A 24,976-nucleotide genomic window follows, 5' to 3' on the forward strand; every position below is an offset into this window, starting at 1 on the left:
TCACAGCCTGGAATGCGTGCGTGAAGCTGAGCGTGATCATGCCGGTCTACAACCGCGAACGCCATGTCGGCTCGGCGCTGCGCTCGCTGCTGAGGCAGCGCGATGCCGCCGATCTCGACATCATCGTTATCGATGACGGTTCGACCGACAGTTCGGTGGCGGTCGTGCGCTCGCTGATCGCGGAGGCGCCGTGCATTCGCCTTTTCCAGCAGCAGAATGCCGGGGTGACGCGGGCACGCAACGCGGGCTTGCGGCAATTGCTGCCGCAGACCGGGCTGGTATCGTTTCTCGATTCCGACGACATTTCCCCGCCGGGCCGCTTCAAGGCGGATCTGACCTGTTTCGACGCAGACCCCACCCTCGAGCTCACCTATTCGCGCATGACGCTGGTCGACGACATAGATGACGATACGCTGGAGCCGACAGCCGACAGCCACTCGATGACGGTTCGCGGCATTCACCTGTCTCCCGCTATCTTCGTCCGGCGGTTGGTCGAACGCATCGGCAGCTTCGACGAGGATTTCCACCAGGCCGAGGACACCGACTATCTGCTGCGCACTTTCGAAAGCGGTCCGAAATTCACGATGCCCGACACTGTTGCGCTCTATTACCGGCGCCATCCCGGCAACATGACCAGGCAGGCCGATGTTCCTTTTCGCGAATTCATGCGCGCCGTCTACAAGTCGATGAAACGGCGCGTGGCCGACCGCTCCTTGCACCCTGTCGACGGCATCTTCGATTTCAAGGAACTTGCGAATTGGCGTTTCCTGTGATGGCCAGCTACGGCGTCGTCATTCCGGCCTTCAACGCGACCGCCACCATCGCCGAGACGCTGCGATCGGTCGCGGCCCAGACGGTCCAGCCCGACGCCATAATCGTCGTCGATGACGGCTCGACCGACGATACGGTCGCGGTGGTCAATTCGCTGGGCATGCCGGTGCAGGTGTTGCGCCAGGACAATGCCGGACCAGGCAGCGCCACCACCAGGGGCATCGCCGCGCTGGCGACGCCCTTCGTCGCCACGCTCGATGCGGACGATCTGTGGCTGCCGACCAAGATCGAAAGGCAGCTGGAGCATTTCGAGCGGTTTCCCGCGACGGCAGGAGTCTTTGCCCACTGGCGGACGTTTCGCGATGACAAGCCCGATGTGCAACAGGACGTGGCCGTGGCGGGCTGGTCGCGCACGACGATGATGATCCGCCGGGAGGTAGCCGAGGCCGTCGGTCCGATCATCGACCCGCAAGGCGGTCGCGGCGACATGGTCGACTGGATCGCCCGTGTCCGCGAGGCGGGCTTTGCGCTTGCCATGCTCGACGATGTCCTGACCTTGCGCCGCATCCGGCCCGACAGCATGTCCTATGGACGCGACCCCGTGCGCGACCGCGGTTATGTCGAAGTCGTAAGGCTGGCCATGCAAAGGCGAGCAGCGAAAAAGGCGAGCGCCGACTGATGGCCAATGCCATGCGCCGTATCGGCCGTCGGTTTCCGGACTATGGTTGGTCATGGCCCACTGGCGGCCTCGACCAGTTGCTGAAGGCCGCATTGCTCCCCGATGAAGAGGCGGCCGGGGCCTATGCGGCGCGCTGGCTCGACGAGAACGATATCGACCATGCTGCTTTCCGCGAGCATCGGCTGCTGGCCGCGATCTCCGACAGGTTCGGCCGCAAGCTCGCTGGGCATCCGGCCTATCCACGTCTTGTCGGCCTGCAAAAGATGCTGTGGACCAAATCGCGACTGGCTGCGCGCGAGGCCGAGCCGGCGCTACAGGCCATGATCGACGCCGGCTGCGCGGTGATGCTTATCAAAGGCGCCAGCCGCATCGCCGTCAACGCGTCGGCGCAGCGCGGCCGGGTGGCGCATGACATCGACATACTGGTGCGCTCGCAGGCCATGATTGCCGCCTTCGATGTGCTTAGCGAACGCGACTGGCAGATCGCCACCGGCGTCAGTCCGCAATATCTGCGCACCAGGCTGGCGTCCTTGCGTTCGATGAATTTTTTCAAGGGCAGTTTCGGCGACATCGACCTGCACCAGCTCGCTTATGACGGGTCGCAGCAGAGCGCGGAAGATGATCTGGCGATCTGGCAGCGGGCGCTGTCAGCCGATTTCAATGGCGTCCGCGTGCTTGTGCCCTCTCCGGCCGACCGCATGGCGCTCGCCATCGCACATGGCGGCCTCGATGCCCACACCCACAGCGACTGGCTGGTCGACTGTGCGGTCGCCATCGAGAGTGGCGCAGTCGACTGGGGCGTGTTCGCCGACATCGTCGCCAAGCGGGGCCTCGCCGTCGCCGCGGCGGTGGCGCTCTCCTATCTCTGCCTGGGGATCGGCATTGCGGTGCCGGAGGCCGAACTTGCAAAGACGATTGAGTTGGCCGACCGCGCCGGCCTGTCGCGCTGGTCCTCGGTGCTGCAGGCCAAGCCGCGCACCGATTTCGGCGGCCTCGTTTGGCTGTCGCGCGGCTTTGCCAAGCAGTTGCGCCTCAAACGCAAAAAGGGCCGCCTGCAGCAGCCGACGCCCGCCGTCTGGCGCGGCAGGCCGACATTGCGCAAGGCAAGAGCGACGTCGGCGCCGTTTGCACTTTCCCAGCCCCTGCCGCGTCCGGACAGGACTGGAGCGATGGTGCTGGACGTCACCGTCAGGATCGTCGTTCCACCAATCCGGCGCCGCATTGAGATGGAAATCAATGCCGGCGGCGGCCATGTCGCCCGCCTGCGTTCCATGGTGATCAGCCGCGCCGGCGGCGGACGTGTGCTGCGCTTTCGCGGCAAGGTAACGGTGGACGACACCGGCCGGCCTCTGGTGATCGAGGCACGGCCATCGCGCCAGTTCCGCAACTGGGACAATGAGGCCGAAGTCGCCGCCTATGGCGCGCTGCCGTTCCAATTGCTGTCGGCAAGGTTTTCACCCACCTGAGAGCGGGTGGCTGTTTCCATGAAACGGTGAACCACTGTGGCCCTCTCAGACGCCATAGCGCTCGGTGCGGATGATTTCCGCTGATATACCGGCGTCGATCAGCGCCTGGGCAGCCGCCGAGACGAAGGCGTTCGACCCGCAGACGAAGGCGAGCGCCGGCGGCCGCGGCAGCCGCGTGAGCGCCTGCATGACCATTGCCGTGTCGATGCGCCTCGAATAGTCGGACGGGCGCCGTACGGCCTCGCGCGTCAGCGTCAGCACCAGCTCGAACCCGTCGCGGCGGTCACCGAGACCGATCAGCTCGTCGCGGAAGATCACCTCGTCCCAGACCCGCACCGAAAACATCAGCGCCACCGGCACCGCCGATTTGCGCAAGGTTCGATGCCGCACCATCGCCATCAGCGGCACCACGCCGGAGCCGCCGCCGACCAGAAGCAGCGGCCCGCCATCCCCATCGGACCAGACGAAATGGCCGCCGAGCGGCCCGCGCAGTTCGATCTCGTCACCGACCGCGGCGATGTCGTGGAAGAAGGGCGAGACTTCACCGTCGTCGAGCTTCTCGATCGCCAGCTCGATCGTGGCGCCGCTCTCCGGCGCCGAGGCGATGGAATAGGAGCGGCGCGCCTGGTAGCCGTCAGGCGCCGTCAGCCTGACGTCGACATGCTGTCCGGCGCGATAGGCGAATGGCCGTGACAGCGCGAAAAAGAAACTGGTGACGCGTGGCGTCCGCTTTTCGATCCGGGTGATTTTCGCCGTCTGCCAGGGAGATTGCGGCGCTTCGCTCATGGATCGCCGCTATAGCGCTGCTCGCGCCACGGGTCGCCATAGATGTGATAGCCGCGCAATTCCCAGAAGCCCGGCTCGTCGCGCTCGGTGAACTGCAGCCCGTTCAGCCATTTAGCCGATTTCCAGAAATAGAGATGCGGCACCAGGAGCCGCGCCGGGCCGCCATGGTCGGCAGTGATTGGCTTGCCTTCATAAAGCAGCGCCACCATCGCCTTCCCCGCGGTGAGATCCTTGGCCGGCACGTTGGTGGTATAGCCGTCATAGCCATGCGCCAGCAGGAAGCCGGTCGGCGCTTCGATGCCTGCATCGGCAAGGATGTCGTCGACCAGCACGCCTTGCCAGGCGGTATCGAACTTGGTCCAGGCGGTAACGCAATGGATGTCGCGCGTCATCTTGGTCAAGGGCAGCGCGTTGAACTCGGCCCAGTTCCATTTCTTGATCCGGCGCGGCCCGTGCTTGAGCGTGAACGACCAGTCCTCGGTGCGCACGCGCGGCGTCGGCCCCGCCGACAGCACCGGAAAGCCCTGTTCGAGATACTGACCGGGCGGAATGCGCGCATCGGTCTCCGTCGGAGGCTTTCGACCGGAGGAAAAACCGCGAGTGACCATCGGACTGTCCGTTTTTAGCAGGCCATTGCCGGCCTGCCGTAATGTTCTCGAAGATGTCGCGGCGGGCAACAGGAATTTTGGCGGGGCCGTGCGGCAGGCCTGCCGATCGTTCAGCGAGCCCGCCGCATCATGACTCAACCGGCGGCGAAGGGTACGGCGACGAAGATTTGCGCGTCGCCCCGGTCGACCAAAAGCAGCACCGACTTCCGGCCCGATCTGCCGGCCTCGGCGATCGCCTGGTTGGCTTGCCGCGCATCCCGCACGGGCGACCGGTCGACGGCGACGATGACGTCGCCCGGCTGCAGGCCGGCATTGGCAGCTGCCTTGTCCGGATTGACGCGCTCGACCACGGCGCCACGCTGGTTCCAATCCCAATGTCGTCAGAGGCCTCCGGTGCGCCTGAGATAGGCTGTGGCGATCTCGCGCATCCGGTTGCCGTCGAAGCTCGGCCCATGGCCGCCATGGCCGAGGCGAACAGGCAGGTCAAGGAGCCGCTGCATGGTACGGCGATAATCAGGCCGGGAGGAATCCGGCAGGTCGTCGATCAGCGTGGAATCGTAGATGGCGTCGCCGGCAAAGAACAGGCCGTCTGCCTCGTCGAACAAAGCGATCGAATCCGGCGAATGTCCGGGCAGATGCAGGACGCGGAACTGCCGGTCGCCGAGGTCGACGATGTCGCCCTCGTCCAGCGTGCGCGTCAGCGGCGCCGGCGGAATCTTGTAGTCGGCCGCCGTCCAGCCCGGCGCCGGCAATTTCGAAACGGCGCCGTCGAGATTACAAAACATGTAGGCGTAGGTCACCTGATCGTTCATGGTCTCGAAATGCTCGGCACTGTGCCGCGGCCCGGCGCGCAGCGGAAACTCGTGCAGCGAGCCGACATGGTCGAGATGGATGTGGGTGGCGACAACGATGAGCGGCTTGCCCTCGGGCGTGTCGATCTCAGGCGCCAGCGGGCAGATGCCCATGCCGGTGTCGACCAGCAGGTCGGCGTCGCGTCCCCTGAAATGCCAGATGTTGGCGCGCACGAAATCATGCACGAACGGCTCGGTCAGCATCGTCGTGCGGTCGTCGATGATCGTCTTGCCGAACCAGTCGCCGACAACGCGCTCGCCACCAAAACGGGTGCCGCCAAAACGGCCGCCCATCAGACGAAGGGCTTTCCCACCTTGTATTTTTCCGGCACCAGCCGCTTCAGGTAAGCCATGCCCGCTTCCGACAGCTGGTTGACATCGGGCTTCATGAAATCGTCGGGCATATGGCGCGTCTTGCCGGCGACGTTCTTCAGCGGCACCTTCTTCAGCAAGGTTTTCGTGCCGTCATATTGCAGCGCCACCGAGCCACCGCCTTCGCCGGCAACGGCAACCGCGAAGGCGCCGGCGTCGAAAGCCTCCTGCGCGTCGACGGCACTGATCGAGCCGACATAGCCGCGCGGCATGTAGCCAAGCGCATCGACGCGGGCGCGCTTGCCCGGCAGGCCTTCGGCGAGCGCACGTTCCAGAGCTGTCGGCAGGTCGCTGCCCGACAGTTTGACGTTGCCATGCGCGTCGCGCTCGAGCTTGTCCGGCGGCACCAGGCTTTCGACCAGCGCCTTGCCGTCGGCGGTGCTGACACCTTCGGAGACGGCGACGATGCAGCGCTTGTGGCGGTCGAGCGTGGCGCGCACGTCGTCGATGAAACCGGCGGCGGAGAATGGCCGTTCCGGCACGTAGACCAGATGCGGGCCGCTGTCGGGATCGAGCTGCCAGGCTGCAGCCGCCGCGGTGAGGAAGCCGGCATGCCGGCCCATGACGATGCCGACATAGATGCCGGGCAATGCGCGGAAATCGAGATCGACGGACAGGAAGGCGCCGGCGACGAATTCGGCCGCCGAGATGAAGCCCGGCGTGTGGTCGTTTTCCTCGAGGTCGTTGTCGATGGTTTTTGGCGCATGGACGAAAGCGATGCTGCCGCCGGCGGCGTCGGTCAGGATCTGCTGCGTGCCCGACGTGTCGTTGCCACCGATGTAGATGAAAGCGTCGGCGCCGGCCTTCTTCAACCCGTTGAGGATGACTTCGCAATAGGCAGCGTCGGGCTTGTCGCGTGTCGAGCCGAGCGCGGCACTCGGCGTGCCGGCGATCAGCCGCAGCCGGTCCTCGGGGATGGCGGAGAGGTCGACATAGTTGCCGTCACGAATGCCGCGCACGCCGTGGAGCGAGCCCAGCACCTTGGCGCCGGGATGGCGCTTGCGGACTTCCAGCGTGGCCCCGACAACCGTCTGGTTGATGACGGCGGTCGGGCCGCCGCCCTGTGCGATGACAAACGTTCCAGCCATGCTCGATCTCTCCCGGCGCTGTGGTTTTCAAGGCACCTTGGCCTAGCTTGCCGCATCGCGCAACGGGAGTTTCCAGCGGCGCCAAACCGCCGCACAGGATCAGACGACCACGACCGGGTTCTTCTTGGAAACGCGGCTGTAGAGGTCGATGATATCCTGGTTGATCAGGCGCACGCAGCCCGACGACATCGCCTGGCCGATGCTCGCCCATTCCGGCGAACCGTGTATGCGGTAGCCGGTGTCCTTGCCGTCCTGGTAGATGTAAAGAGCGCGTGCGCCGAGCGGGTTGGTGAGGCCACCGGGCTGGCCGTTTTGCCACTTCACCAGTTCCGGCTTGCGCTGGATCATCTCCGGCGGCGGCGTCCAGGTCGGCCATTCCTTGCCGTACTGGATGTTGGCGCGGCCGGACCAGCGGAAGCCGTCCTTGCCGATGCCGACGCCGTAGCGGATGGCGTCGCCGCCCTCCTGCACCAGATAGAGCTTTCGCTCCTGCAGATGGACGACAATGGTGCCGGGCGCCTCGCCGGTCTCGTTGACGACGATCTGGCGGCGGAACTCCGGCTTGACCTTCTGATAGGGCACCGCCGGCACTTCGAAGCCGCCATCGTTGAGCGAAGCGTACATGACATCGGGGCCGGTGACGTTCTTGTCGACGCTGATCGCCGGACGGATCGGCCGCACCGAGCCGGTGACCGTGTCATCCAGCTGGAATTGCGGCAGCTCGAGCGTCGAAGTGCTGCAGCCGGCCATGCCGAGCAGCGTCATGGCGCCGGCCCCTGACAGGACGAAGCGGCGGGAATAGAGATGTTCGGTCTCGTTTGCGTCGCCATTTGCTGGCGGCGTCACATTCTGCGGCAACTCACGCATGCACCCAAACCCTACGCTGTCGGCGGGAAACACGGTCCGGCCGGATAGCAGGCAGTTTCGCCAAACATGGTTGAAAAAGGGTGAAGGCCCAACGACCGGTCTTAAGCCTGTGCCGCCAATAGCCGCAGCGATCTGGCGAAATGGTCCGCCGTGCATTTTTGGGAGAGGGCTCTTTACATTCCTCCGCACACGAGGATTTATCCTTTTCTTTGCGCTCAAGGAGACAAAGATGTCGTTCGAAAACTGGGCCGCCTTCGCCGCCGCCTCCACCGTCCTGCTCATCATTCCGGGCCCGACCATTCTTCTGGTCGTGTCCTATGCGCTGGGCCAGGGCTGGCGCACTGCCTTGCCGATGGCCGTCGGCGTGGCGCTGGGCGACTTCACCGCCATGACCCTGTCGATGCTGGGCATCGGCGCGCTGCTGGCCGCGTCGGCGACCGTGTTCACCATTCTGAAGCTGATCGGCGCCTGCTATCTGATCTATCTCGGGGTAAAACTGTTTCGCGCCGGCGGCGCGCTCAAAGCCGAACCACGCACAGATGCCGTCTCGGCCGCCAAGATGATGGCGCACGCCTGGCTGGTCACCGCACTCAACCCGAAGAGCATCACCTTCTTCGTCGCCTTCCTGCCGCAGTTCCTCAACCGGGAAGCCGATTTCTGGACACAGATGCTGATCTTCGAAGCGACCTTCCTGGCGCTCGCCTTCGCCAATGCCTTCGGCTACGCGCTGATTGCGGCGCGCGCCCGCAACGTCGTACGCAACCCCAAGGCGATCCGCATCTTCAACCGCACCGGCGGCACGCTGCTGGTCGGCGCCGGGATCGCCACGGTGGCGATGCGCTCGGGCAATTAGGAACTGCGGAGCATCAGGGCCGATATGGCAGTAAGAGATCCATTCGGCCTAATGTTTTCGGGCGCGACCGAGGCCGGGTTTTCACCCTACAGCCAGGCCGTTCATGAATTGCAATGCTTCGTCGGCGACCCGGTCGGCTCCGTTGACCGCGCCATATCGGCGGATCCCGGTTTCGTCATGGCGCATGTCTTCAAGGGGTATCTGTTCGGCCTCGCCACCGAACGCGAGGCAATGGCGGTCACCCAGGCATGCCATGCTGCGGCACTGCCGCTTGCCGCGACGCCGCGCGAACAGGCGCATGTGGCGGCCCTTGGCCACCTTGCCGAGGGACGCTGGCATGACGCCGCGCGCCTGCTCGAAGATATCGCCATCGACAACCCGCTCGACGTGGTGGCGTTGCAGGTCGGCCACCAGATCGACTTCTTCACCGGCAATGCCCGCATGCTGCGCGACCGTATCGGCCGCGCGCTACCGTCCTGGCAGAGCGGCATGCCAGGTTATCACGCCATTCTCGGTATGCAGGCCTTCGGTCTCGAGGAGATGGGCGACTATATCAGAGCCGAAAGTTTCGGCCGACAGGCGATCGAGATCGAGCCGCGAGACGGCTGGGCGCAGCACGCGGTCGCCCATGTCATGGAGATGCAGAGCCGGCAACGGGACGGCATCGCCTGGATGCGCGCCAATCCCGAGGCGTGGACCAAAGAGAGCTTCCTGCAGGTGCATAATTGGTGGCATCTGGCGCTGTTCCACTACGATCTCGGCGAGACCGACGAGGTGCTCAAACTCTATGACGGGCCGATCTATGGCGAGCGTTCGACGCTGGCGCTGAACATGGTCGATGCATCCGCGATCCTGTGGCGGCTTTATCTCGGCGGTGTCGATGTCGGCGACCGCTGGGCAGCGCTCGCTGCCAACTGGGCGCCGAAGGCTGGAGCCGGCAATTACGCCTTCAACGATGCGCATGCGATGATGGCATTCGTCGGCGCCGGTCTCGAAGCGCCGGCCAAGATCTTGCTCGAAGCCCAGCACGAGGCGATGCGCGGCAGCGACGACAACGCCGCCTTTACCCGGGATGTCGGCCAGCCACTGACGGAAGGCATCAAGGCATTCGGCGAGGGCAATTACAGCGAAGCGGTGCGCCTGATCCGACCGATCCGCGCCATTGCCCATCGCTTTGGCGGCAGCCACGCCCAGCGCGATGTGATTGATCTCACGCTGATCGAGGCGGCGTTGCGCGCCGGCGACACGGCGCTTGCCTGGGCGTTGACGGCCGAGCGCGCACTGGTCCGGCCGGACAGTCCGCTGTCGGCGCTGTTTTCGCAACGCGCCGCCAATTTGTCAGAGAATTGACCCGCGGCGGATCTTGTTTTAAAAACTGGCAAGCCAGATTTTTTCGAGACCCGAAAAAATTATGGCAATGGGAGGAATGCATGTATCTCGGCCTCGATCTCGGCACGTCGGGCGTCAAGGCGCTGTTGATCGATGCCGGGCAGAAGATCATCGGCTCCGGCCATGCTTCGCTTGACGTATCGCGGCCGCATCCCGGCTGGTCCGAACAAAACCCCGCCGACTGGATCCGCGCCTGCGAGACCGCCATTGCCAAGCTGAAAGCCTCGCACCCGAAAGAGCTTGCCGCGGTCAAGGGCATCGGCCTTTCCGGCCATATGCATGGCGCCACCTTGCTCGATGCCGGCGACCAGGTGCTGCGCCCCTGCATCCTGTGGAACGATACGCGCAGTCACGCCGAGGCCGCCGCGCTCGATGCCGACCCGCGCTTTCGCCAACTCACCGGGAATATCGTCTTCCCCGGCTTCACGGCGCCGAAACTCGCCTGGGTGAAGAACAATGAGCCTGCCGTCTTCGCCAAAGTGGGGAAGGTGCTTTTGCCGAAGGATTTCCTGCGGTTGTGGCTGACCGGCGAGCATATCTCAGAAATGTCCGACTCGGCCGGCACCTCCTGGCTCGATGTCGGCAAACGGCGCTGGTCCCCCGAATTGCTTGCGGCGACATCGCTCGACGAAAGGCATATGCCGTCGCTGGTCGAAGGCACGGAGAAGGCCGGCGCCTTGCGCGCCGAACTGGCCGCCAGCTGGGGCATAGCATCGGGCACCCCGGTTGCCGGCGGCGCCGGCGACAATGCTGCTTCGGCCTGCGGCATGGGCACGGTCGGCGCCGGCCATGCCTTCGTGTCGCTTGGCACATCCGGCGTGCTGTTTGCCGCCAACGCGTCCTATTTGCCCAATCCGGCCAGCGCGGTGCACACCTTCTGTCACGCGCTGCCAAACACCTGGCACCAAATGGGCGTCATCCTGTCGGCGACCGATTCGCTGAACTGGCTGTCGGAGATTTCAGGCAAGAAGGCCGGCGAATTGACCGCCGAACTTGGCGATGTGCTGAAAGCGCCTAGCGGGGTGTCGTTCCTGCCCTATCTCTCGGGCGAGCGCACGCCGCACAATGATTCCGCCATTCGTGGGTCCTTCACCGGACTGGCGCATGAATCCGGGCGCGCAGTGCTGACGCAGGCCGTGCTCGAGGGCGTCGCCTTCGCATTCCGCGACAGTCTCGAAGCCTTGAAGACCGCCGGCACGGATTTGACGCGGGTGACGGCAATCGGCGGCGGCTCGCGCTCGCGCTACTGGCTGAAGGCGATCGCTACGGCGCTGCAGGTGCCCGTGGACATTCCGGCCGACGGCGATTTCGGTGCTGCCTTTGGCGCGGCGAGGCTTGGTCTGATCGCGGCGACAGGGGCTGATCCGCGGGCGGTGTGCACGGCGCCGAGGACGGATGCGACGATCGAGCCGGATGCTGCGCTTGGCGGGGCGTATGCCGATGCGTACCAGCGCTACCGGGCGCTATACCCGGCGATCAAAGGCGCCATGGCGTGAGTGAGCGCGAGGCATCCCCCTCTGCCCTGCCGGGCATCTCCCCCGCAAGGGGGGAGATCGGCAGCGTCGGCGGGTATGCCAGTCTTGTAAGGTGGGTGATTAGCGAAGGCGTGGATGCCAGCCAATCTCCCCCCTTGCGGGGGAGATGCCCGGCAGGGCAGAGGGGGGTGTCTCGCGCCACCCTTAATCGATCACTGCGCCGGCACCTTGTCGAGAAACCCGGTGACGCTCTTCAGACGGCCGTTCTCGATAACACCGATATCGGTGCCTTCGATAACCGACGGCACGCCTTCCGGCCCAAGATTCCACGAGAAGCGGATGCGGTCGCCAAACCCGTCCGGCTGGCCCTTCAGCGAGAACCGGAAGCCGGCGAAGCGCTGCTGTACACCGTCGATCAGCTTGGCTACGCCGGCATGGCCGTCGCCTTGCATCAGCGGATCGCGGTAGCTGACGTCTTCCGTGAAGGTGGCCTTGAGCAGTTCGGCGCGGCGATCCGCATCGGCCTCGTTCCAGGCGGTGATGTAGTTCTGGGCGATCGTGTTGAGGTCGGTCATGGTCTGTCTCCTTCGTTGAGTGGCTTTGACACGAGCCTTTTCACCCCGAGCGAGAGCGAAACCAATTACGCCTGAGGTAATCAGGGCGAACTATTCGAGAGAGGACAGAAATCATGAGCAGCGGATTTTTCGGCGACATCAAAGCGATCAAGTATGAGGGGCCGGATTCGATCAACCCGCTGGCCTACCGCTTCTACAATCCCGACGAGGTGGTGGCCGGCAAACGGCTGGAAGACCATCTGCGCTTCGCCGTCGCCTACTGGCATTCTTTCGCCTGGCCGGGCGGCGATCCCTTTGGCGGCCAGACCTTCGACCGGCCCTGGTTTCCCAAGGCTGGCGGCGTCGACACGATGGAACTCGCCAAGCTGAAAGCCGACGTCGCCTTCGAGATGTTCTCGCTGCTCGGCGCCCCCTATTTCTGCTTTCACGACGCCGACGTGCGGCCCGAAGGAAAGGATTTCTCCGAAAGTGCCGCGCGGCTCGACGAGATCGCCGACTATTTTGCCGCCAAGATGAAGAAGACCGGCGTCAAGCTGCTCTGGGGCACGGCCAACCTGTTCTCCAACCGCCGCTTCATGTCGGGCGCCGCCACCAATCCCGATCCGGATGTCTTCGCCTATGCGGCGGCGACGGTGAAAAGCTGCATCGACGTCACCAAGCGGCTGAAGGGCGAGAATTATGTACTGTGGGGCGGGCGCGAGGGCTATGAAACGCTGCTCAACACCGATCTTGCCCGCGAGCAGGAGCAGGCCGGGCGCTTCCTCAGCCTGGTCGTCGACTACAAGCACAAGATTGGCTTCAAAGGCACGATCCTGATCGAGCCGAAACCGCAGGAGCCGACCAAGCATCAGTACGACTACGACGTCGCCACGGTCTACGGTTTCCTCAAGCGCTTCGGGCTGGAGAAGGAAGTGAAGCTTAACATCGAGCAGGGCCACGCGATTCTCGCCGGCCATTCCTTCGAACACGAGCTGGCGCTGGCCAATGCGCTCGGCGTCTTCGGCTCGATCGACATGAACCGCAACGACTACCAGTCGGGCTGGGACACCGACCAGTTCCCCAACAATGTGCCCGAGATGGCGCTGGCCTATTACCAGGTGTTGCAGGCCGGCGGCTTCAAGACCGGCGGCACCAATTTCGACGCCAAGCTGCGCCGCCAGTCGCTCGACCCGCAGGACCTGCTGATCGGCCATATCGGCGGCATGGATTCCTGCGCACGAGGCCTCAAGGCAGCCGCCAAGATGGTCGAGGACAAGGCGCTGTCGGGTCCGCTGGCCGAGCGCTATGCCGGTTGGAACACGGCCGAGGGCAAGGCGATGCTGTCGGGCAAGCGCTCGCTGGAAGACATCGCCGAGCGCGTGGTGAAGAAGAAGATCGAGCCGCAGCCACGCTCCGGCCGCCAGGAGTTGCTGGAAAACATCGTCAACCGCTACGTCTGAGGGCGGAAAGCCGATTCGTTGTGCTCAAGGGTGGCTGGATAACATTCCGGCCGCCCCGGAATGGGGTTTGCGCAAGACCCTATCCGACGACAAGGGTTTGCCCTTTGGCGCCCCTCAATGACCTCGCTCTTGCCTTCAAACTGCCGTCACGTATCTCGTATAAGGATGCGGTTGTGGCGGGTGAAAAGGAAGGAGGCGAACCGATATGCAGCATGAACGCGAAATCGACGCCCTGCTCTCATCCGGCGAGACCGGATCGATCATCGACCGGCTGATGGCGCTGCCGCGGCCGACCGACAGCGTGAAAAACGAATGGGATCGTGCTGTCAGCAGCCGATTTGAAGTCCGTCTGGCGAGGCAGATGCGCTCGCAGATGGACGCCGGCAGCGATCGACAGAACGCAGCCTGATCTCCCTTTGTCTGTGCATGTCGTTATCCCAAAACCGCGACACACTTTTGGGCGACATGCATCAACCTCGGCGCAGCCTGACCGGGGCTTCGCCGAACGCTCTTGAAAACGCTCTGGAAAATGCCGCGGCGGACGAGAACCCCGTCCGCCCGGCAATATCCGCCATGGCGATCCGCGTGTCGACCACCAGCCGCCGCGCCGCGCCCAGCCGCAGCCTGAGATAATATGCGCCCGGCGTCTCGCCGATCGACTTGCGAAAAATGCTCTCCAATGTCCGCGCCGTCACCCCGGCGCGTTTTGCCACCGCGTCGATGGTCAGCGGCTGGTCGACATGCGATTCCATCAGCCGGATAGCCTGCGCCAGACGCGGGTCGTAGCCATCGAGCCGGCCGAGCGAGACCAGCGGCTGCGCGTCGGTCGCGGCGCGCGCCTGGTCGTAGATGAAGACGCTGGCGACATCGAGCGCGACGGCCATGCCGAGCCGGGTGCGGATCAGATGCAGCATCAGGTCGAAGGTCGGCGACGCCCCGCCCGAGGTGAACACCGGTCCGTCGATGACGTAGCGGTCCGGACGCACGTCGACGCCGGGAAAGGCGGAGGAAAAATCCTCCATGTCTTCCCAATGGGTGGTGGCGCTGCGGCCTTCGAGGAGGCCGGCGCGCGCCACCAGCCATGTGCCGGCCTCGACGCCGCCGCAGGCGCGAGCCGCGCGGGCCGCTCGCCGTAATCCGGAAAGCAGAGCCGATGTCGCGTAATTCTGGGTGCCGAAGCCGGCGACGACGACAAGCACGTCGGTCGGCTCGGCCGCATCGAAGCGGCCCCTGACCGCCACCGGCAGGCCGCATGTGGTGACCGGCGCCTCGCCGGTGACCGAGACCAGTTTGAAATCGAACAGCGTCTCGCCTGAGATGCGGTTGGCGGCGCGCAGCGGGTCGACGGCCGACGCCACGCACATGATGGACGAGCCTGAAAACACCAGCAGCGTCACCTTGAGCGGCGATCGCTCAGCGCGAAAGATGGTCGGTTTTTCGCTTTTGATCATGAGAGCTTCGTAAATCGCAAAACAGTTTCCGGCAAGTCGGGCATTGTTGGGTCTGTTTCTATGGGAGGAGATGTCCATGCCGCTCGCGATGAACCGTGAGGTTTTCATTACCTGTGCCGTGACCGGGTCCGGCGGCTCGCAGGACCGCTCCCCGCATGTGCCACGCTCGCCCAAGCAGATCGCCGATTCTGCCATCGACGCGGCCAAGGCCGGTGCCGCCATCGTCCACTGCCATGTCCGCGACCCCGAGACCGGCAAGCCGCGCCGCGATGTCCATCTCTACCGCGAAGTGACGGACCGCATCCGCGCGGCAGAAGTCGATGTGATCCTGAACCTGACCGCCGGAATGGGCGGCGACATGGTGTTCGGCTCACCGGAAGCGCCGCTGCCGCTCAATAAAAAAGGCACCGACATGGGCGGCGCCACCAACCGCCTGGAACATGTGCGCCAGTGCCTGCCGGAAATCTGCACGCTGGATTGCGGCACCATGAACTTCGCCGAGGCCGATTATGTCATGACCAACACGCCCGGCATGCTGCGCGCCATGGGCGGCATGATGACGGCGCTCGGCGTCAAGCCGGAGATCGAAGCTTTCGATACCGGTCACCTCTGGTTCGCCAAGCAGCTGGTCGAAGAGAAAGTGCTCAACGCCGACGCGCTGGTGCAGCTCTGCATGGGCGTGCCGTGGGGTGCGCCAGACGACCTCAACACCTTCATGGCCATGGTTAACAACGTGCCGCCGACCTGGAACTGGTCGGCCTTCGCCATCGGCCGCAACCAGATGGCCTATGCAGCCGCTGCAGTGCTCGCCGGCGGCAATGTCCGCGTCGGTCTCGAAGACAATCTCTGGCTCGACAAGGGCGTGCTGGCCACCAATGCGCAGCTCGTCGAGCGCGCGGCCAGCATAGTCATCAATCTCGGCGCCAGGATCCTTGGGCCAGAGGAAGTGCGCAGGAAGCTCAACCTGACCAAGCGGGCGCCGATCGCAGCGGCGGCTTAAGCGGAGATTGACGATGGCTACCGTCAAATTCACCGCGATGAAGGATGGCGACAGGCAAGACTACGAGTTCCTAACCGCCCATGAGATCGACTATGCCGCCAAGACCGGCGAGCGGCTGCTCGACGCTTTGGTGCAGCTCGACGAAGGCCTGTCCGGCTACAAGATCACCCGGCTCGGCCATTCGCTGCAGGCGGCGACTCGTGCCTGGCGCGACGGCGCCGACACCGACTGGATCGCCTGCGCGCTGCTGCACGACATCGGCGACATCTACGCACCGTACAATCACGACGAATACGCCGCCTCGATCCTGAAACCTTTCGTGCGCGAGCAATGCACCTGGGTGGTGGAAAAGCATGGCGACTTCCAGCGGCTCTATTACGCGCATCATCTCGGCGGCAACCGCCATGCTCGCGACCGCTTCGCCGGCCATGCCTATTTCGACGATTGCGACCAGTTTTGCGAACGCTGGGACCAGTCGAGCTTCGACCCGGACTACGACACGCTGCCGATCGAATTCTTCTGGCCCTTCGTGCTCGAAGTCTTCGCCCGCAAGGCCTACGACCCCTCCGTGATCCGCTCCGGCGAGCGCGTGCCTCTCATCGACCCCGAAACCGCCAAGACAAGAACCGGAGCCTGACCATGAGCATCATCAACAAGGCAGCCGCCATTGGCGGCGGTGTCATTGGCGCCGGCTGGGTGGCGCGGCTGCTGCTCAACGGCATCGACGTGTCGATCTTCGATCCCGATCCGGAGGCATCGCGCAAGGTCTCGGAAGTGATGAAGGGCGCGCGCCGCGCCTACAAGCAGATGGTTCCAGGCGGCCTGCCCAGGGAAGGCAGACTGACCTTTGCCAAGACCATCGCCGAGGCGGTGGCCGACGCCGATTTCATCCAGGAGAGCGTGCCGGAGCGGCTCGACCTCAAACACCGCGTGCTGGCCGAGATCGACCTTTATGCGCCGGCGAACGCCATAGTCGGCTCGTCTACCTCCGGCATCAAGCCGACCGACATGCAGGTCGCGATGAAGAAGCATCCGGAGCGTCTGGTTGTCGGACATCCCTTCAACCCGGTCTACCTGCTGCCGCTGGTCGAGATCGTCGGCGGCGAGCAGACGTTCCCCGAAGCGATCGAGGTTGCCAAGGAAATCTATGCCTCGATCGGCATGAAGCCGGTGGTGATCCGTAAGGAGATCGAGGCCTTTGTCGGCGACCGCCTGCTGGAGGCGGCGTGGCGCGAGGCGCTGTGGCTGATCAAGGACGGCATCTGCACGGTCGAGGAACTCGACGACATCATGCGCTATGGCTTCGGCCTGCGCTGGGCTCAGATGGGCATGTTCCAGGTCTACCGCGTCGCCGGCGGCGAGGCCGGCATGCGCCACTTTATGGCGCAGTTCGGGCCGTGCCTGAAATGGCCGTGGACCAAGCTGATGGACGTCCCGGAGTTCAACGACGAGCTGGTTGATCTGATCGCCACCCAGTCGGACGACCAGGCGCATGGCCTGTCGATCCGTGAGCTGGAAAAGATCCGCGACGACAATCTGGTCGCGATTATGGATGCTCTGTCGAAACAGAACAAAGGCAAGGGCTGGGGCGCCGGCGCCTTGCACAAGGACTATACCAGGCAATTGGCCAAGCTGGCGGCGAAGAAGCCGGCCGCATCCAGGGCCGCCGAGAAGTCCAAGGCATCCAAGCCGGTAAAGAAGGCGGAAAAACCGAAGAAAAAGAAGAAGGGCTGAAGACCATGGATTTCGGGCTGTCGGAGGAACAGAAGCTCATTGTCGAGACGACGCGCGCTTTCGTCGAGAACGAGCTTTACCCGCATGAACGCGAGGTCGAGCGCACCGGCGTGCTGCGCCGCGAGCTGATCGAGGAGATCAAGGTCAAGGCAATCGAAGCGGGGCTCTATGCGGCCAACATGCCGGCCGATGTCGGTGGCGCCGGCCTCGATACGGTGACTTGGCTGCTCTACGAGAAGGAACTCGGCCGCGCCAACTATGCGCTGCACTGGACCTGCGTCGCGCGCCCCTCCAACATCCTGCTCGCCGGCACGCCCGAGCAGCGCGAAAAGTACCTGTTCCCGTGCATCCGCGGCGAGAAGTGGGACTGCCTGGCGATGACCGAGCCCGGCGCCGGCTCCGACCTGCGAGGCATGAAGGCGACCGCGGTGCAGGACGGCGACGACTGGGTCCTTAACGGCACCAAGCATTTCATCTCCCATGCCGATCTCGCCGATTTCGCGATTTGTTTTATGGCTTCGGGCGAGGAAGAAACGCCGCGCGGCAAGCGCAAGAAGATCACCGCCTTCTTCGTCGACAAGGGCACCAGGGGGTTCACCGTGCGCGACGGCTACCGCAACGTCTCGCATCGCGGCTACACCAATGCCATCCTCGAATTCGACGATTGCCGCCTGCCGGGAGCCCAAGTTCTCGGCGAAGTGCACAAGGGTTTCGACGTCGCTAATTCCTGGCTCGGCGCCACGCGCCTGCAGGTCGGCGCCACCTGCCTCGGCCGCGCCGAGCGGGCGCTCGGTCATGCCATCGAATATTCGGCGCAGCGCCAGCAGTTCGGCCAGCAGATTGGCAAGTTCCAGGGCGTGTCGTTCAAACTCGCCGACATGGCGACCGAATTGAAGGCGGCGGACCTGATGGTGTTCGAAGCCGGCTGGAAGTACGATCAGGGCACCGTCACCGATCAGGACATGGCCATGGCGAAGCTGAAGGCTACCGAAATGCTCGCCTTCGTTGCCGACGAAGCCGTCCAGATCCATGGTGGCATGGGGCTGATGGACGACCTGCCGTTGGAACGCATCTGGCGCGACGCCCGCGTCGAGCGCATCTGGGAAGGGACATCGGAAATCCAGCGCCACATCATTTCGCGGGCGCTGCTGCGCCCGTTCGGGGCATAACCCATGCACAAGCTTGAGCGTCTGTTGCGCCCAAAATCCATCGCGGTGTTCGGCGGGGCCCAGGCCGCCGCCGTCGTCGCCCAATCGATCAAGATGGGCTTTGTCGGCGAAATCTGGCCGGTGCATCCGAACAAGGACGAGGTCGCCGGCCGCAAGGCCTATCGCTCGGTCGCCGAATTGCCCGGGGCGCCCGACGCCGCCTTTGTCGGCGTAAACCGGCATCTCACCATCGAGGTGATCAAGGCGCTGGCCAAGCGTGGCGCCGGCGGCGCCGTCTGTTTTGCCGCGGGCTTTCTTGAGACCGAGGCCTATGACGATGACGGCGAGCGGCTGCAGGCCGAACTGGTGGCTGCCGCGGGCCAGATGCCGATCATCGGGCCGAACTGCTACGGCCTGATCAACTATGCCGATGGCGCGCTGCTATGGCCCGACCAGCATGGCGGCATCAGGCTGCCCGAAGGCGCCAAGGGCGTCGCCATCATCACCCAGTCCTCCAACATCGCCATCAACATGACGATGCAGAAGCGCGGCCTGCCGATCGCCTTCCTGATGACCGCCGGCAACCAGGCGCAGACCGGCCTCTCCGAAATGGCGCTCGGCCTGATCGAGGACGAGCGCGTCACCTCGCTCGGCCTGCACATCGAAGCCTTCGATTCGGTAGCAGGCTTCGAGAAGCTGGCGGCGCGGGCGCGCGAACTGAAGAAGCCGATCATCGCCATGAAGGTCGGCCGGTCCGAACAGGCGCGGCAGGCGACGGTCTCGCACACGGCATCGCTGGCTGGCTCGGACGCTGCCTCGGGCGCTTTCCTGCGGCGGCTCGGCATTGCCCGCGTCGATTCCATCCCCGCCTTTATCGAGGCGCTGAAGCTTCTGCATGTCACAGGACCACTGCCCGGCTATCGACTGTCATCGATGAGCTGCTCGGGCGGCGAAGCCTCTGTCATGGCCGACAGCGCCGAAGGCCGCTGGGTCAATTTCCCGGAGCTCACCAGCAAGCACCGCGCCCATGTCAAATCGACGCTCGGGCCGCTGGTCGCGGTCGCCAACCCGTTGGACTATCACACCTTCATCTGGAACAACGAACCGGCGATGACCGCCACCTTCACCGCCATGGTGTCGGGCGGTTTCGACCTCAACATGCTGGTGCTCGATTTCCCGCGCCCCGACCGCTGCTCGGTCACCGACTGGTGGGCGACGCTGCGCGCCTTCGAATCGGCGCTGAAGACCAACAAGGCGCATGGTGCGATCGTCTCCTCGCTGCCGGAGAACCTGCCGGAGGAATATACCGCCGAACTGATGGCGCGCGGCATGGTGCCGTTGTTCGGCATTTCCGAGGCCATGGACGCCGCAGGCGCGGCAGCCTTCATCGGCTGGGCCTGGGCCGAGCCGCAGGCGCAGCCGATCGACACATCGGCTGCCGGTGCTGCCGGCGGCGATCATGTCACCCCTGACGAGGCCGAAGCCAAGGCGCGGCTGATCAAGGCCGGCTTGCCGGTGCCGAAGGCAGAACGTGCCGCTAACGCTGTCGAGGCCGTCATCTCATCCATGGCGCTCGGCTTCCCGGTGGCGCTGAAGGCGCTCGGCGTCACCCACAAATCCGAGGTCGGCGCTGTCAGGCTCAATCTCAAGGACGCCGAATCGGTCAGCACGGCCGCGCATGATCTGCTGCCGCTCGGCACCGGCCTCTATGTCGAACGCATGGTGCGCGACGGCGTTGCCGAGTTGATCGTCGGCTTCACCCGCGATCCGATGTTCGGCGCGGTCATGACACTGGGCACCGGCGGCGTGTTGGTCGAGCTGTTGCGCGACAGCGTTACGCTCATGCTGCCGGCGACGCGCGACGACATCGAGGCCGCCCTGCGTGGCCTCAAACTGTTTCCGCTGCTCGACGGCTATCGTGGCCGGCCCAAGGCCGATGTCGGGGCTGCCATCGACGCCATCGCCGGCATTGCCGGCTTCGTGCAGACGAATGCCGGAGAGATCGAGGAACTCGACATCAACCCGCTGATCGTCTGCGCCGAGGGCAAGGGCGCCTGGATTGCCGACGCGCTGCTGGTGCTGGGAGAGAAGAAGAATGTCTGACGTCATTTCAACTCGCCGCGAAGGCACCATCCTCGAGGTCACGCTCGACCGGCCCAAGGCCAACGCCATCGACCTGAAAACGTCGCGGCTGATGGGCGAGACCTTCAAGGCGTTCCGCGACGATCCGGAACTGCGCGTCGCCATCGTCAAGACCGCCGGCGACAAGTTCTTCTGCGCCGGCTGGGATTTGAAGGCAGCAGCCGGTGGCGATGCGGTCGACGGCGACTATGGCGTCGGCGGTTTTGCCGGCCTGCAGGAGCTGCGCGACATGAACAAGCCGATCATTGCCTGCGTCAACGGCATGGCGGTGGGCGGCGGCTTCGAGCTGGCGCTGTCCTGCGACCTCATTTTCGCCTCCGACCATTCCTCCTTCGCCCTGCCCGAAATCCGCGCCGGCACGCTGGCTGATGCCGCGACGATCAAGCTGCCCAAGCGCATTCCCTACCATGTCGCCATGGACCTTCTGCTCACCGGCCGCTGGATGGATGTGGCGGAAGCGCATCGCTGGGGCCTGGTCAACGAAGTGCTGCCCAAGGACAAGCTCGAGGAGCGCGTCTGGGAGATCGCCCGGCTGCTCGCCGGCGGTCCGCCACTGGTGTTTGCCGCGATCAAGGAGACGGCGCGGGTGGCCGAGGCGCTGACCTTCCAGGACGCGATGAACCGCGTGACGCGCCGGCAATTGGCGACGGTCGATGCGCTTTATGGCTCGGAGGACAATATGGAAGGGTTCCGGGCTTTTGCGGAAAAGCGCGACCCGGTGTGGAAGGGGAAGTAGCCTCTTTACCCTCCCCTCGATGGGGAGGGTCGGACCGAAGGTCCGGGGTGGGGTGATGCGCCACCACCCCCACCCGCCGCTTCGCGGCGACCTCCCCCATCAAGGGGGAGGTAAAGGAGCTGCATGACCGACTACAAAACCCTCATCGACGCCGAGACCTGGGCCTTCATCGAGAAGACCAACTCCTACTATCCTCCCGACACGATCGACTACACCATCGCCCAGCAGCGTGCGATCTATGACAGGATGTGCCGCGAGTTTTTTGCCGGCTATCCCGATGGCGTGACGGCGGAAACGACAATCATTGCCGCCCACGACATCCCGATCCGCATTTATCGCAGCACGACACCGGGCCATGCCGCGATGGTGCTTTACATCCATGGCGGCGGCTTCATCCTCGGTGGGCTGGACAGCCATGACGATGTCTGCGCCGAGCTGTGCGCCCGGACCGGCTTCGAAGTGGTCTCCATCGGCTACCGGCTGGCGCCGGAGCATCTGCACCCGGCCGCCTTCGACGATGCGCTGCATGCCTTCGAATGGGCGGCCTCAAACTACGACTGCCCTATTTTGCTCTGCGGCGACAGCGCCGGCGGCAATCTCTGCGCGGCTCTCGCCCACGCGACGCGCAGCCATACCAAAAAGTCGATCGGCCAGGTGCTGATCTATCCCGGCCTCGGCGGCGACCGTTCGCAAGGCTCCTATTTGACGCATGCGGAAGCGCCGATGCTGACGGTGCGCGATCTCGACTTCTACAGGGATGTCCGCACCGGCGGCCTCAATGGGACCGGCGACATCACTTTGTATCCACTGGCCGACGCAGATTTCATCGGCCTGCCACCGACAGTGCTGATCACCGCGCAATGCGACCCGCTGTCGTCGGACGGCGAGGCCTATCGCGACCGCGTCCTCGCTGCCGGCGGCCATGCCGCCTGGTTCGAGGAGCCGGGACTGGTGCACGGCTATCTCCGGGCCAGGCACACGGTCGGCCGGGCCCGCGCCAGCTTCAACCGTATCGTCGAAGCGGTGTCGGTGCTGGGCAAGGGCGACTGGATCTGGTGATCCGGCTCAACCGCGGACAAAGGCGATCAGTTCCTCAGCCATGCGATCGTTGAATTCCTGACGAAAGCGATTCTTCTTCAGCCATTCAGGGTTTGAGCCGACGGTCTTGTTGGCATCCACGACAACGCCTTTGCCATCGACAATGAAATAGTCGATGGCGCCGAAGTCCAGGTTGAGCCGCTGCCGCACCGCCAGCACTTCCGGTGGCACGGCGCCGCCCACCTCATTGCTTAGGATTTTTGAGCCGGCGCACAACACATCGTCGTAGACCTGCCGCATGTTGACCTCGGCACCGAGCAGGAACATGTAGCGGTGCTTGACGATGGGCAGGTCGAGCGTATCGAAAGCGAACTTTTCCACCATCAGGCGATTGTTGCGCCATACATCCCGCGGAACCTCGCCGATCGTCTGGTAGACCTTATAGGGCGGGCACAGGCGGTCCTTGTAGCCGGGTTCGAAGAGCTTGCGGATGGCATGCGCGCTCCTGGTCAGGCCGTTGCGATGCTGCCACCAGCGCTGCTCTGGTCGGCCCCTGGAGTTGAGGACCGTCTTGACGACAACCGGCCCCTCGTGGCTGTCGCCTGCCTCCAGCTTCAGTGTCGAATAAAGGTGCCGGTGGATGGACAGCGCGCGGCCATTGATGGTGCGGTCGTAGAGGTGGCCGAGCCCGCGGTACGTTGGCGGCACGACTGTCAGGTCGACATGCAGAAAGGCCACCGGGGCCCGATCTCGGCCGGCTGGCCGGTCGAGCAGGCGCACTTTCAATCCAGCCTGTTCCAGGTAAGACAGCAACTGCGCGATGCTATAGCTCCGCACCAGTCGGAAATTGCGCAGGCTCTCTACATAGACATCGAGATCGGCGGCAGACACCGAACGCTATTCCTTGATATCGACGCCCGAGAAATCATGGTGATCAAAGGGGTCCATGACATAGCCCGTCACCTGTTCGCGCATCGGCATCGAGACCACGGAGTGGGCGATAGTGACCCACGGCATCTGCTCCCTGAAGATCGTTTGCGCCTGCGAATAGAGTTTTGCGCGGGCAGCGGGATCGACGATCCCGGCTGCCTGCTTGAGCAGATCGTCGAAGGCCGGAAAACACCAGTTGGCACGATTGGTGGTGCCGACGCCGGCACAGCCAAGCGGCACCGACAGGAAATTGTCGGGGTCGCCATTGTCGCCGGTGAAGCCGAACAGCATGGCGCCATCGCGGTCGCGTGACTTCGAGCGGGCAAGGTATTCAGTCCACTCATACGTCACGACTTCCACGGTGACACCGATCTTTGCCAGGTCGGACTGGATCATTTCGGCCATACGCTGCGCATTCGGGTTATACGGACGCTGCACCGGCATCGCCCAGATCTTCATGTGCAGGTCCTTGATGCCTGCATCGGCGAGCCCCTGCCTGCCGGCAGCGGGATCGAAGACATGATCGGGGCTCGTCTTGTCATAGGCCCAGGACGTCGGCGGCAGCGGATTGCGTGCGACTTCACCGGTGCCGCGGAACACGACGTCGACCAGCGCCTGGGTGTCGATGGCCATGGCGATCGCCTTCCTCACCTTTGGATCGTCGAAGGGCTTCTGCAAAGTGTTGAAGGCGAGGTATCCTGTATTGAGGCCCTCCTGCCGCATGACCTTGATGCCGGGTGTCGCCTTGATCGCCTCCAGGTCGGCCGGATTTGGATAGGGCATCAGGTCGCATTCGCCGGCGCGCAGCTTTTCCATGCGAATGCTGGCATCGGCGGTGATGGCGAAGACGAGATCGTCGATCTTCGGCTTGCCGCGCCAGTAGTCCGGATTGGCCTTGTAACGGATGACCGCATCCTGCTGGTAGTCGACAAGCTGGAACGGACCCGTCCCGACCGGCTTCAGCGCCAGGTCGAGCAGCCGCTTCTCGGCGACGAGCTTATCGGCATATTCCCTGGAAACGACCGAAGCGAAATCCATCGCCAGGTCGGCAAGCATCGGCGAATGCGGCGCCTTCAGCGTCATCACGACGGTATGGTCGTCAAGCTTGCGCCAGCCGGCGACAAGATCCGGCATGCCGATGCCGTCGAAGTAAATGTACTGGCGTTTGGCATAATTGTTGAACGGGTTCTGAGCGTTGGCCTGACGGTCGAAGGTGAACAGCACGTCGTCGGCGTCGAAGTCGCGGCTCGGCGTAAAGCCCTCGACGCTGTGGAATTTCACACCGTGCCGCAGGTGGAATGTGTAGGTGAGGCCGTCGTCGGAAATCTCCCAGCTTTCGGCAAGGCCGGGGCGTACCTTCGTGGTGCCGGGCTCGAACTCGACCATGCGGTTGTAGAGAGCGGTGGCCGAGGCGTCGCGGGCGCCGGAGGCGAGTGCGGGATCAAACGTGTCCGGACTGACCTCGGTGCAGTAGATCAAGGTCTTGGCCACGGATTGATGGACCGGCAACGCACATGGAAAAAGCGCCGCCAGGAACAGAACGAAGTGCCTGCGTGTCATGATCCCCCCAGGGTTGGG

At 64.2% G+C, this 24,976-nt stretch carries 24 protein-coding genes and 1 pseudogene; 15 read left to right on the forward strand and 10 right to left on the reverse strand.

Going from position 1 to position 24,976, the window contains the following annotated elements:
• Positions 1-20: 20 nt before the first annotated feature.
• Genes NLY36_RS18170 through NLY36_RS18180 form a run of 3 tightly spaced genes read left to right on the forward strand, consistent with a single transcriptional unit; the run spans position 21 to position 2,916 of the window.
• A complete protein-coding gene (locus NLY36_RS18170; RefSeq protein ID WP_023736240.1) occupies positions 21-773 on the forward strand; it encodes a glycosyltransferase family 2 protein in 753 nt (250 codons plus the stop codon).
• Positions 758-1,450, forward strand: coding sequence for a glycosyltransferase family 2 protein (locus tag NLY36_RS18175; RefSeq protein ID WP_245260271.1), 693 nt, complete (start codon positions 758-760; stop codon positions 1,448-1,450). The genes NLY36_RS18170 and NLY36_RS18175 overlap by 16 nt, the downstream gene beginning before the upstream one ends.
• Positions 1,450-2,916 (forward strand): nucleotidyltransferase family protein, encoded by a 1,467-nt coding sequence (locus NLY36_RS18180; RefSeq protein ID WP_023696908.1) that lies wholly within the window; start codon positions 1,450-1,452, stop codon positions 2,914-2,916. Before NLY36_RS18175 ends, NLY36_RS18180 begins: the two co-directional genes overlap by 1 nt.
• A gap of 45 nt (positions 2,917-2,961) precedes the next feature.
• Here the strand turns inward: NLY36_RS18180 and NLY36_RS18185 are convergent, their stop codons facing one another.
• The 6 genes and pseudogenes from NLY36_RS18185 to NLY36_RS18210 form a co-directional block, all read right to left on the reverse strand.
• Positions 2,962-3,702, reverse strand: coding sequence for an FAD-binding oxidoreductase (locus NLY36_RS18185; protein ID WP_023696909.1), 741 nt, complete (start codon positions 3,700-3,702; stop codon positions 2,962-2,964).
• Positions 3,699-4,310, reverse strand: a complete 612-nt coding sequence (locus tag NLY36_RS18190; protein ID WP_023696910.1) for a sulfite oxidase-like oxidoreductase — start codon at positions 4,308-4,310, stop codon at positions 3,699-3,701. Before NLY36_RS18190 ends, NLY36_RS18185 begins: the two co-directional genes overlap by 4 nt.
• 134 nt (positions 4,311-4,444) lie before the next feature.
• Positions 4,445-4,675: pseudogene (locus NLY36_RS18195) on the reverse strand (PDZ domain-containing protein); the annotation flags it as partial.
• Between the two features lie 15 nt (positions 4,676-4,690).
• Positions 4,691-5,455, reverse strand: coding sequence for an MBL fold metallo-hydrolase (locus NLY36_RS18200; RefSeq protein WP_031196287.1), 765 nt, complete (start codon positions 5,453-5,455; stop codon positions 4,691-4,693).
• Positions 5,455-6,621 (reverse strand): diphosphate--fructose-6-phosphate 1-phosphotransferase, encoded by a 1,167-nt coding sequence (locus NLY36_RS18205; RefSeq protein WP_023696913.1) that lies wholly within the window; start codon positions 6,619-6,621, stop codon positions 5,455-5,457. Before NLY36_RS18205 ends, NLY36_RS18200 begins: the two co-directional genes overlap by 1 nt.
• Positions 6,622-6,720: 99 nt before the next feature.
• A complete protein-coding gene (locus NLY36_RS18210) occupies positions 6,721-7,488 on the reverse strand; it encodes a L,D-transpeptidase (RefSeq protein WP_023668871.1) in 768 nt (255 codons plus the stop codon).
• 229 nt (positions 7,489-7,717) lie between these two features.
• Between NLY36_RS18210 and NLY36_RS18215 the strand changes: the two genes are divergently transcribed.
• The 3 genes from NLY36_RS18215 to xylB all read left to right on the forward strand — a co-directional run bounded on the left by NLY36_RS18215 (position 7,718) and on the right by xylB (position 11,226).
• Positions 7,718-8,341 (forward strand): LysE family translocator, encoded by a 624-nt coding sequence (locus NLY36_RS18215; protein ID WP_023696914.1) that lies wholly within the window; start codon positions 7,718-7,720, stop codon positions 8,339-8,341.
• A 24-nt stretch (positions 8,342-8,365) separates the two neighbouring features.
• On the forward strand, positions 8,366-9,691 hold the full coding sequence (locus tag NLY36_RS18220; RefSeq protein ID WP_023715526.1) for a tetratricopeptide repeat protein: 1,326 nt from the start codon (positions 8,366-8,368) through the stop codon (positions 9,689-9,691).
• 80 nt (positions 9,692-9,771) lie between these two features.
• Complete coding sequence (gene xylB, locus NLY36_RS18225) at positions 9,772-11,226, forward strand: xylulokinase (RefSeq protein WP_023715527.1); 1,455 nt, start codon at positions 9,772-9,774, stop codon at positions 11,224-11,226.
• 191 nt (positions 11,227-11,417) lie between these two features.
• Here xylB and NLY36_RS18230 read toward each other — a convergent pair whose 3' ends face one another.
• Positions 11,418-11,780, reverse strand: a complete 363-nt coding sequence (locus tag NLY36_RS18230; protein ID WP_023715528.1) for a nuclear transport factor 2 family protein — start codon at positions 11,778-11,780, stop codon at positions 11,418-11,420.
• A 113-nt stretch (positions 11,781-11,893) separates the two neighbouring features.
• On the opposite strand from NLY36_RS18230, the gene xylA reads away from it, so the two are divergent.
• Both xylA and NLY36_RS18240 read left to right on the forward strand, forming a co-directional pair.
• Positions 11,894-13,219 (forward strand): xylose isomerase, encoded by a 1,326-nt coding sequence (gene xylA / locus NLY36_RS18235; RefSeq protein ID WP_023703616.1) that lies wholly within the window; start codon positions 11,894-11,896, stop codon positions 13,217-13,219.
• Positions 13,220-13,424: 205 nt separating this feature from the next.
• Positions 13,425-13,628: a hypothetical protein gene (locus NLY36_RS18240; RefSeq protein WP_023668865.1), complete on the forward strand. Its 204-nt coding sequence runs from the start codon at positions 13,425-13,427 to the stop codon at positions 13,626-13,628.
• 61 nt (positions 13,629-13,689) lie between these two features.
• On the opposite strand, the gene NLY36_RS18245 is transcribed toward NLY36_RS18240, so the two are convergent.
• Positions 13,690-14,670 carry a GlxA family transcriptional regulator gene (locus NLY36_RS18245; protein ID WP_023736239.1) on the reverse strand — a complete coding sequence of 327 codons (981 nt, stop codon included), beginning with the start codon at positions 14,668-14,670 and terminating at the stop codon, positions 13,690-13,692.
• A gap of 76 nt (positions 14,671-14,746) precedes the next feature.
• Here NLY36_RS18245 and bcoG point away from each other — a divergent pair, with 76 nt between their 5' ends.
• From bcoG to NLY36_RS18280, 7 genes are all read left to right on the forward strand, one after another.
• Positions 14,747-15,670: a 3-dehydrocarnitine:acetyl-CoA trimethylamine transferase BcoG gene (bcoG, locus tag NLY36_RS18250; RefSeq protein ID WP_023736238.1), complete on the forward strand. Its 924-nt coding sequence runs from the start codon at positions 14,747-14,749 to the stop codon at positions 15,668-15,670.
• A gap of 13 nt (positions 15,671-15,683) precedes the next feature.
• Positions 15,684-16,307, forward strand: a complete 624-nt coding sequence (locus NLY36_RS18255; protein WP_023736237.1) for an HD domain-containing protein — start codon at positions 15,684-15,686, stop codon at positions 16,305-16,307.
• A gap of 2 nt (positions 16,308-16,309) precedes the next feature.
• Positions 16,310-17,404 (forward strand): carnitine 3-dehydrogenase, encoded by a 1,095-nt coding sequence (locus NLY36_RS18260; RefSeq protein WP_023696920.1) that lies wholly within the window; start codon positions 16,310-16,312, stop codon positions 17,402-17,404.
• Positions 17,405-17,409: 5 nt separating this feature from the next.
• Positions 17,410-18,573, forward strand: coding sequence for an acyl-CoA dehydrogenase family protein (locus NLY36_RS18265; RefSeq protein WP_023736236.1), 1,164 nt, complete (start codon positions 17,410-17,412; stop codon positions 18,571-18,573).
• Positions 18,574-18,576: 3 nt separating this feature from the next.
• The gene (locus tag NLY36_RS18270; RefSeq protein ID WP_023736235.1) at positions 18,577-20,655 is read left to right on the forward strand and encodes an acetate--CoA ligase family protein; all 2,079 of its coding nucleotides are present in this window, start codon (positions 18,577-18,579) and stop codon (positions 20,653-20,655) included.
• A complete protein-coding gene (locus NLY36_RS18275) occupies positions 20,648-21,430 on the forward strand; it encodes a carnitinyl-CoA dehydratase (RefSeq protein WP_023736234.1) in 783 nt (260 codons plus the stop codon). Before NLY36_RS18270 ends, NLY36_RS18275 begins: the two co-directional genes overlap by 8 nt.
• A gap of 123 nt (positions 21,431-21,553) precedes the next feature.
• A complete protein-coding gene (locus tag NLY36_RS18280; protein WP_023736233.1) occupies positions 21,554-22,489 on the forward strand; it encodes an alpha/beta hydrolase in 936 nt (311 codons plus the stop codon).
• 6 nt (positions 22,490-22,495) lie between these two features.
• Here the strand turns inward: NLY36_RS18280 and NLY36_RS18285 are convergent, their stop codons facing one another.
• Both NLY36_RS18285 and NLY36_RS18290 read right to left on the reverse strand, forming a co-directional pair.
• Positions 22,496-23,359 carry a hypothetical protein gene (locus tag NLY36_RS18285; RefSeq protein WP_023736232.1) on the reverse strand — a complete coding sequence of 288 codons (864 nt, stop codon included), beginning with the start codon at positions 23,357-23,359 and terminating at the stop codon, positions 22,496-22,498.
• Positions 23,360-23,365: 6 nt separating this feature from the next.
• Entirely contained in the window at positions 23,366-24,958 is a 1,593-nt protein-coding gene (locus tag NLY36_RS18290; protein ID WP_023736231.1) for an ABC transporter substrate-binding protein, read from the reverse strand.
• Between the last annotated feature and the right edge of the window lie 18 nt (positions 24,959-24,976).

The sequence above is a fragment of the Mesorhizobium sp. C399B genome (assembly GCF_030323185.1).
In the GTDB taxonomy this organism is placed as follows: domain Bacteria; phylum Pseudomonadota; class Alphaproteobacteria; order Rhizobiales; family Rhizobiaceae; genus Mesorhizobium.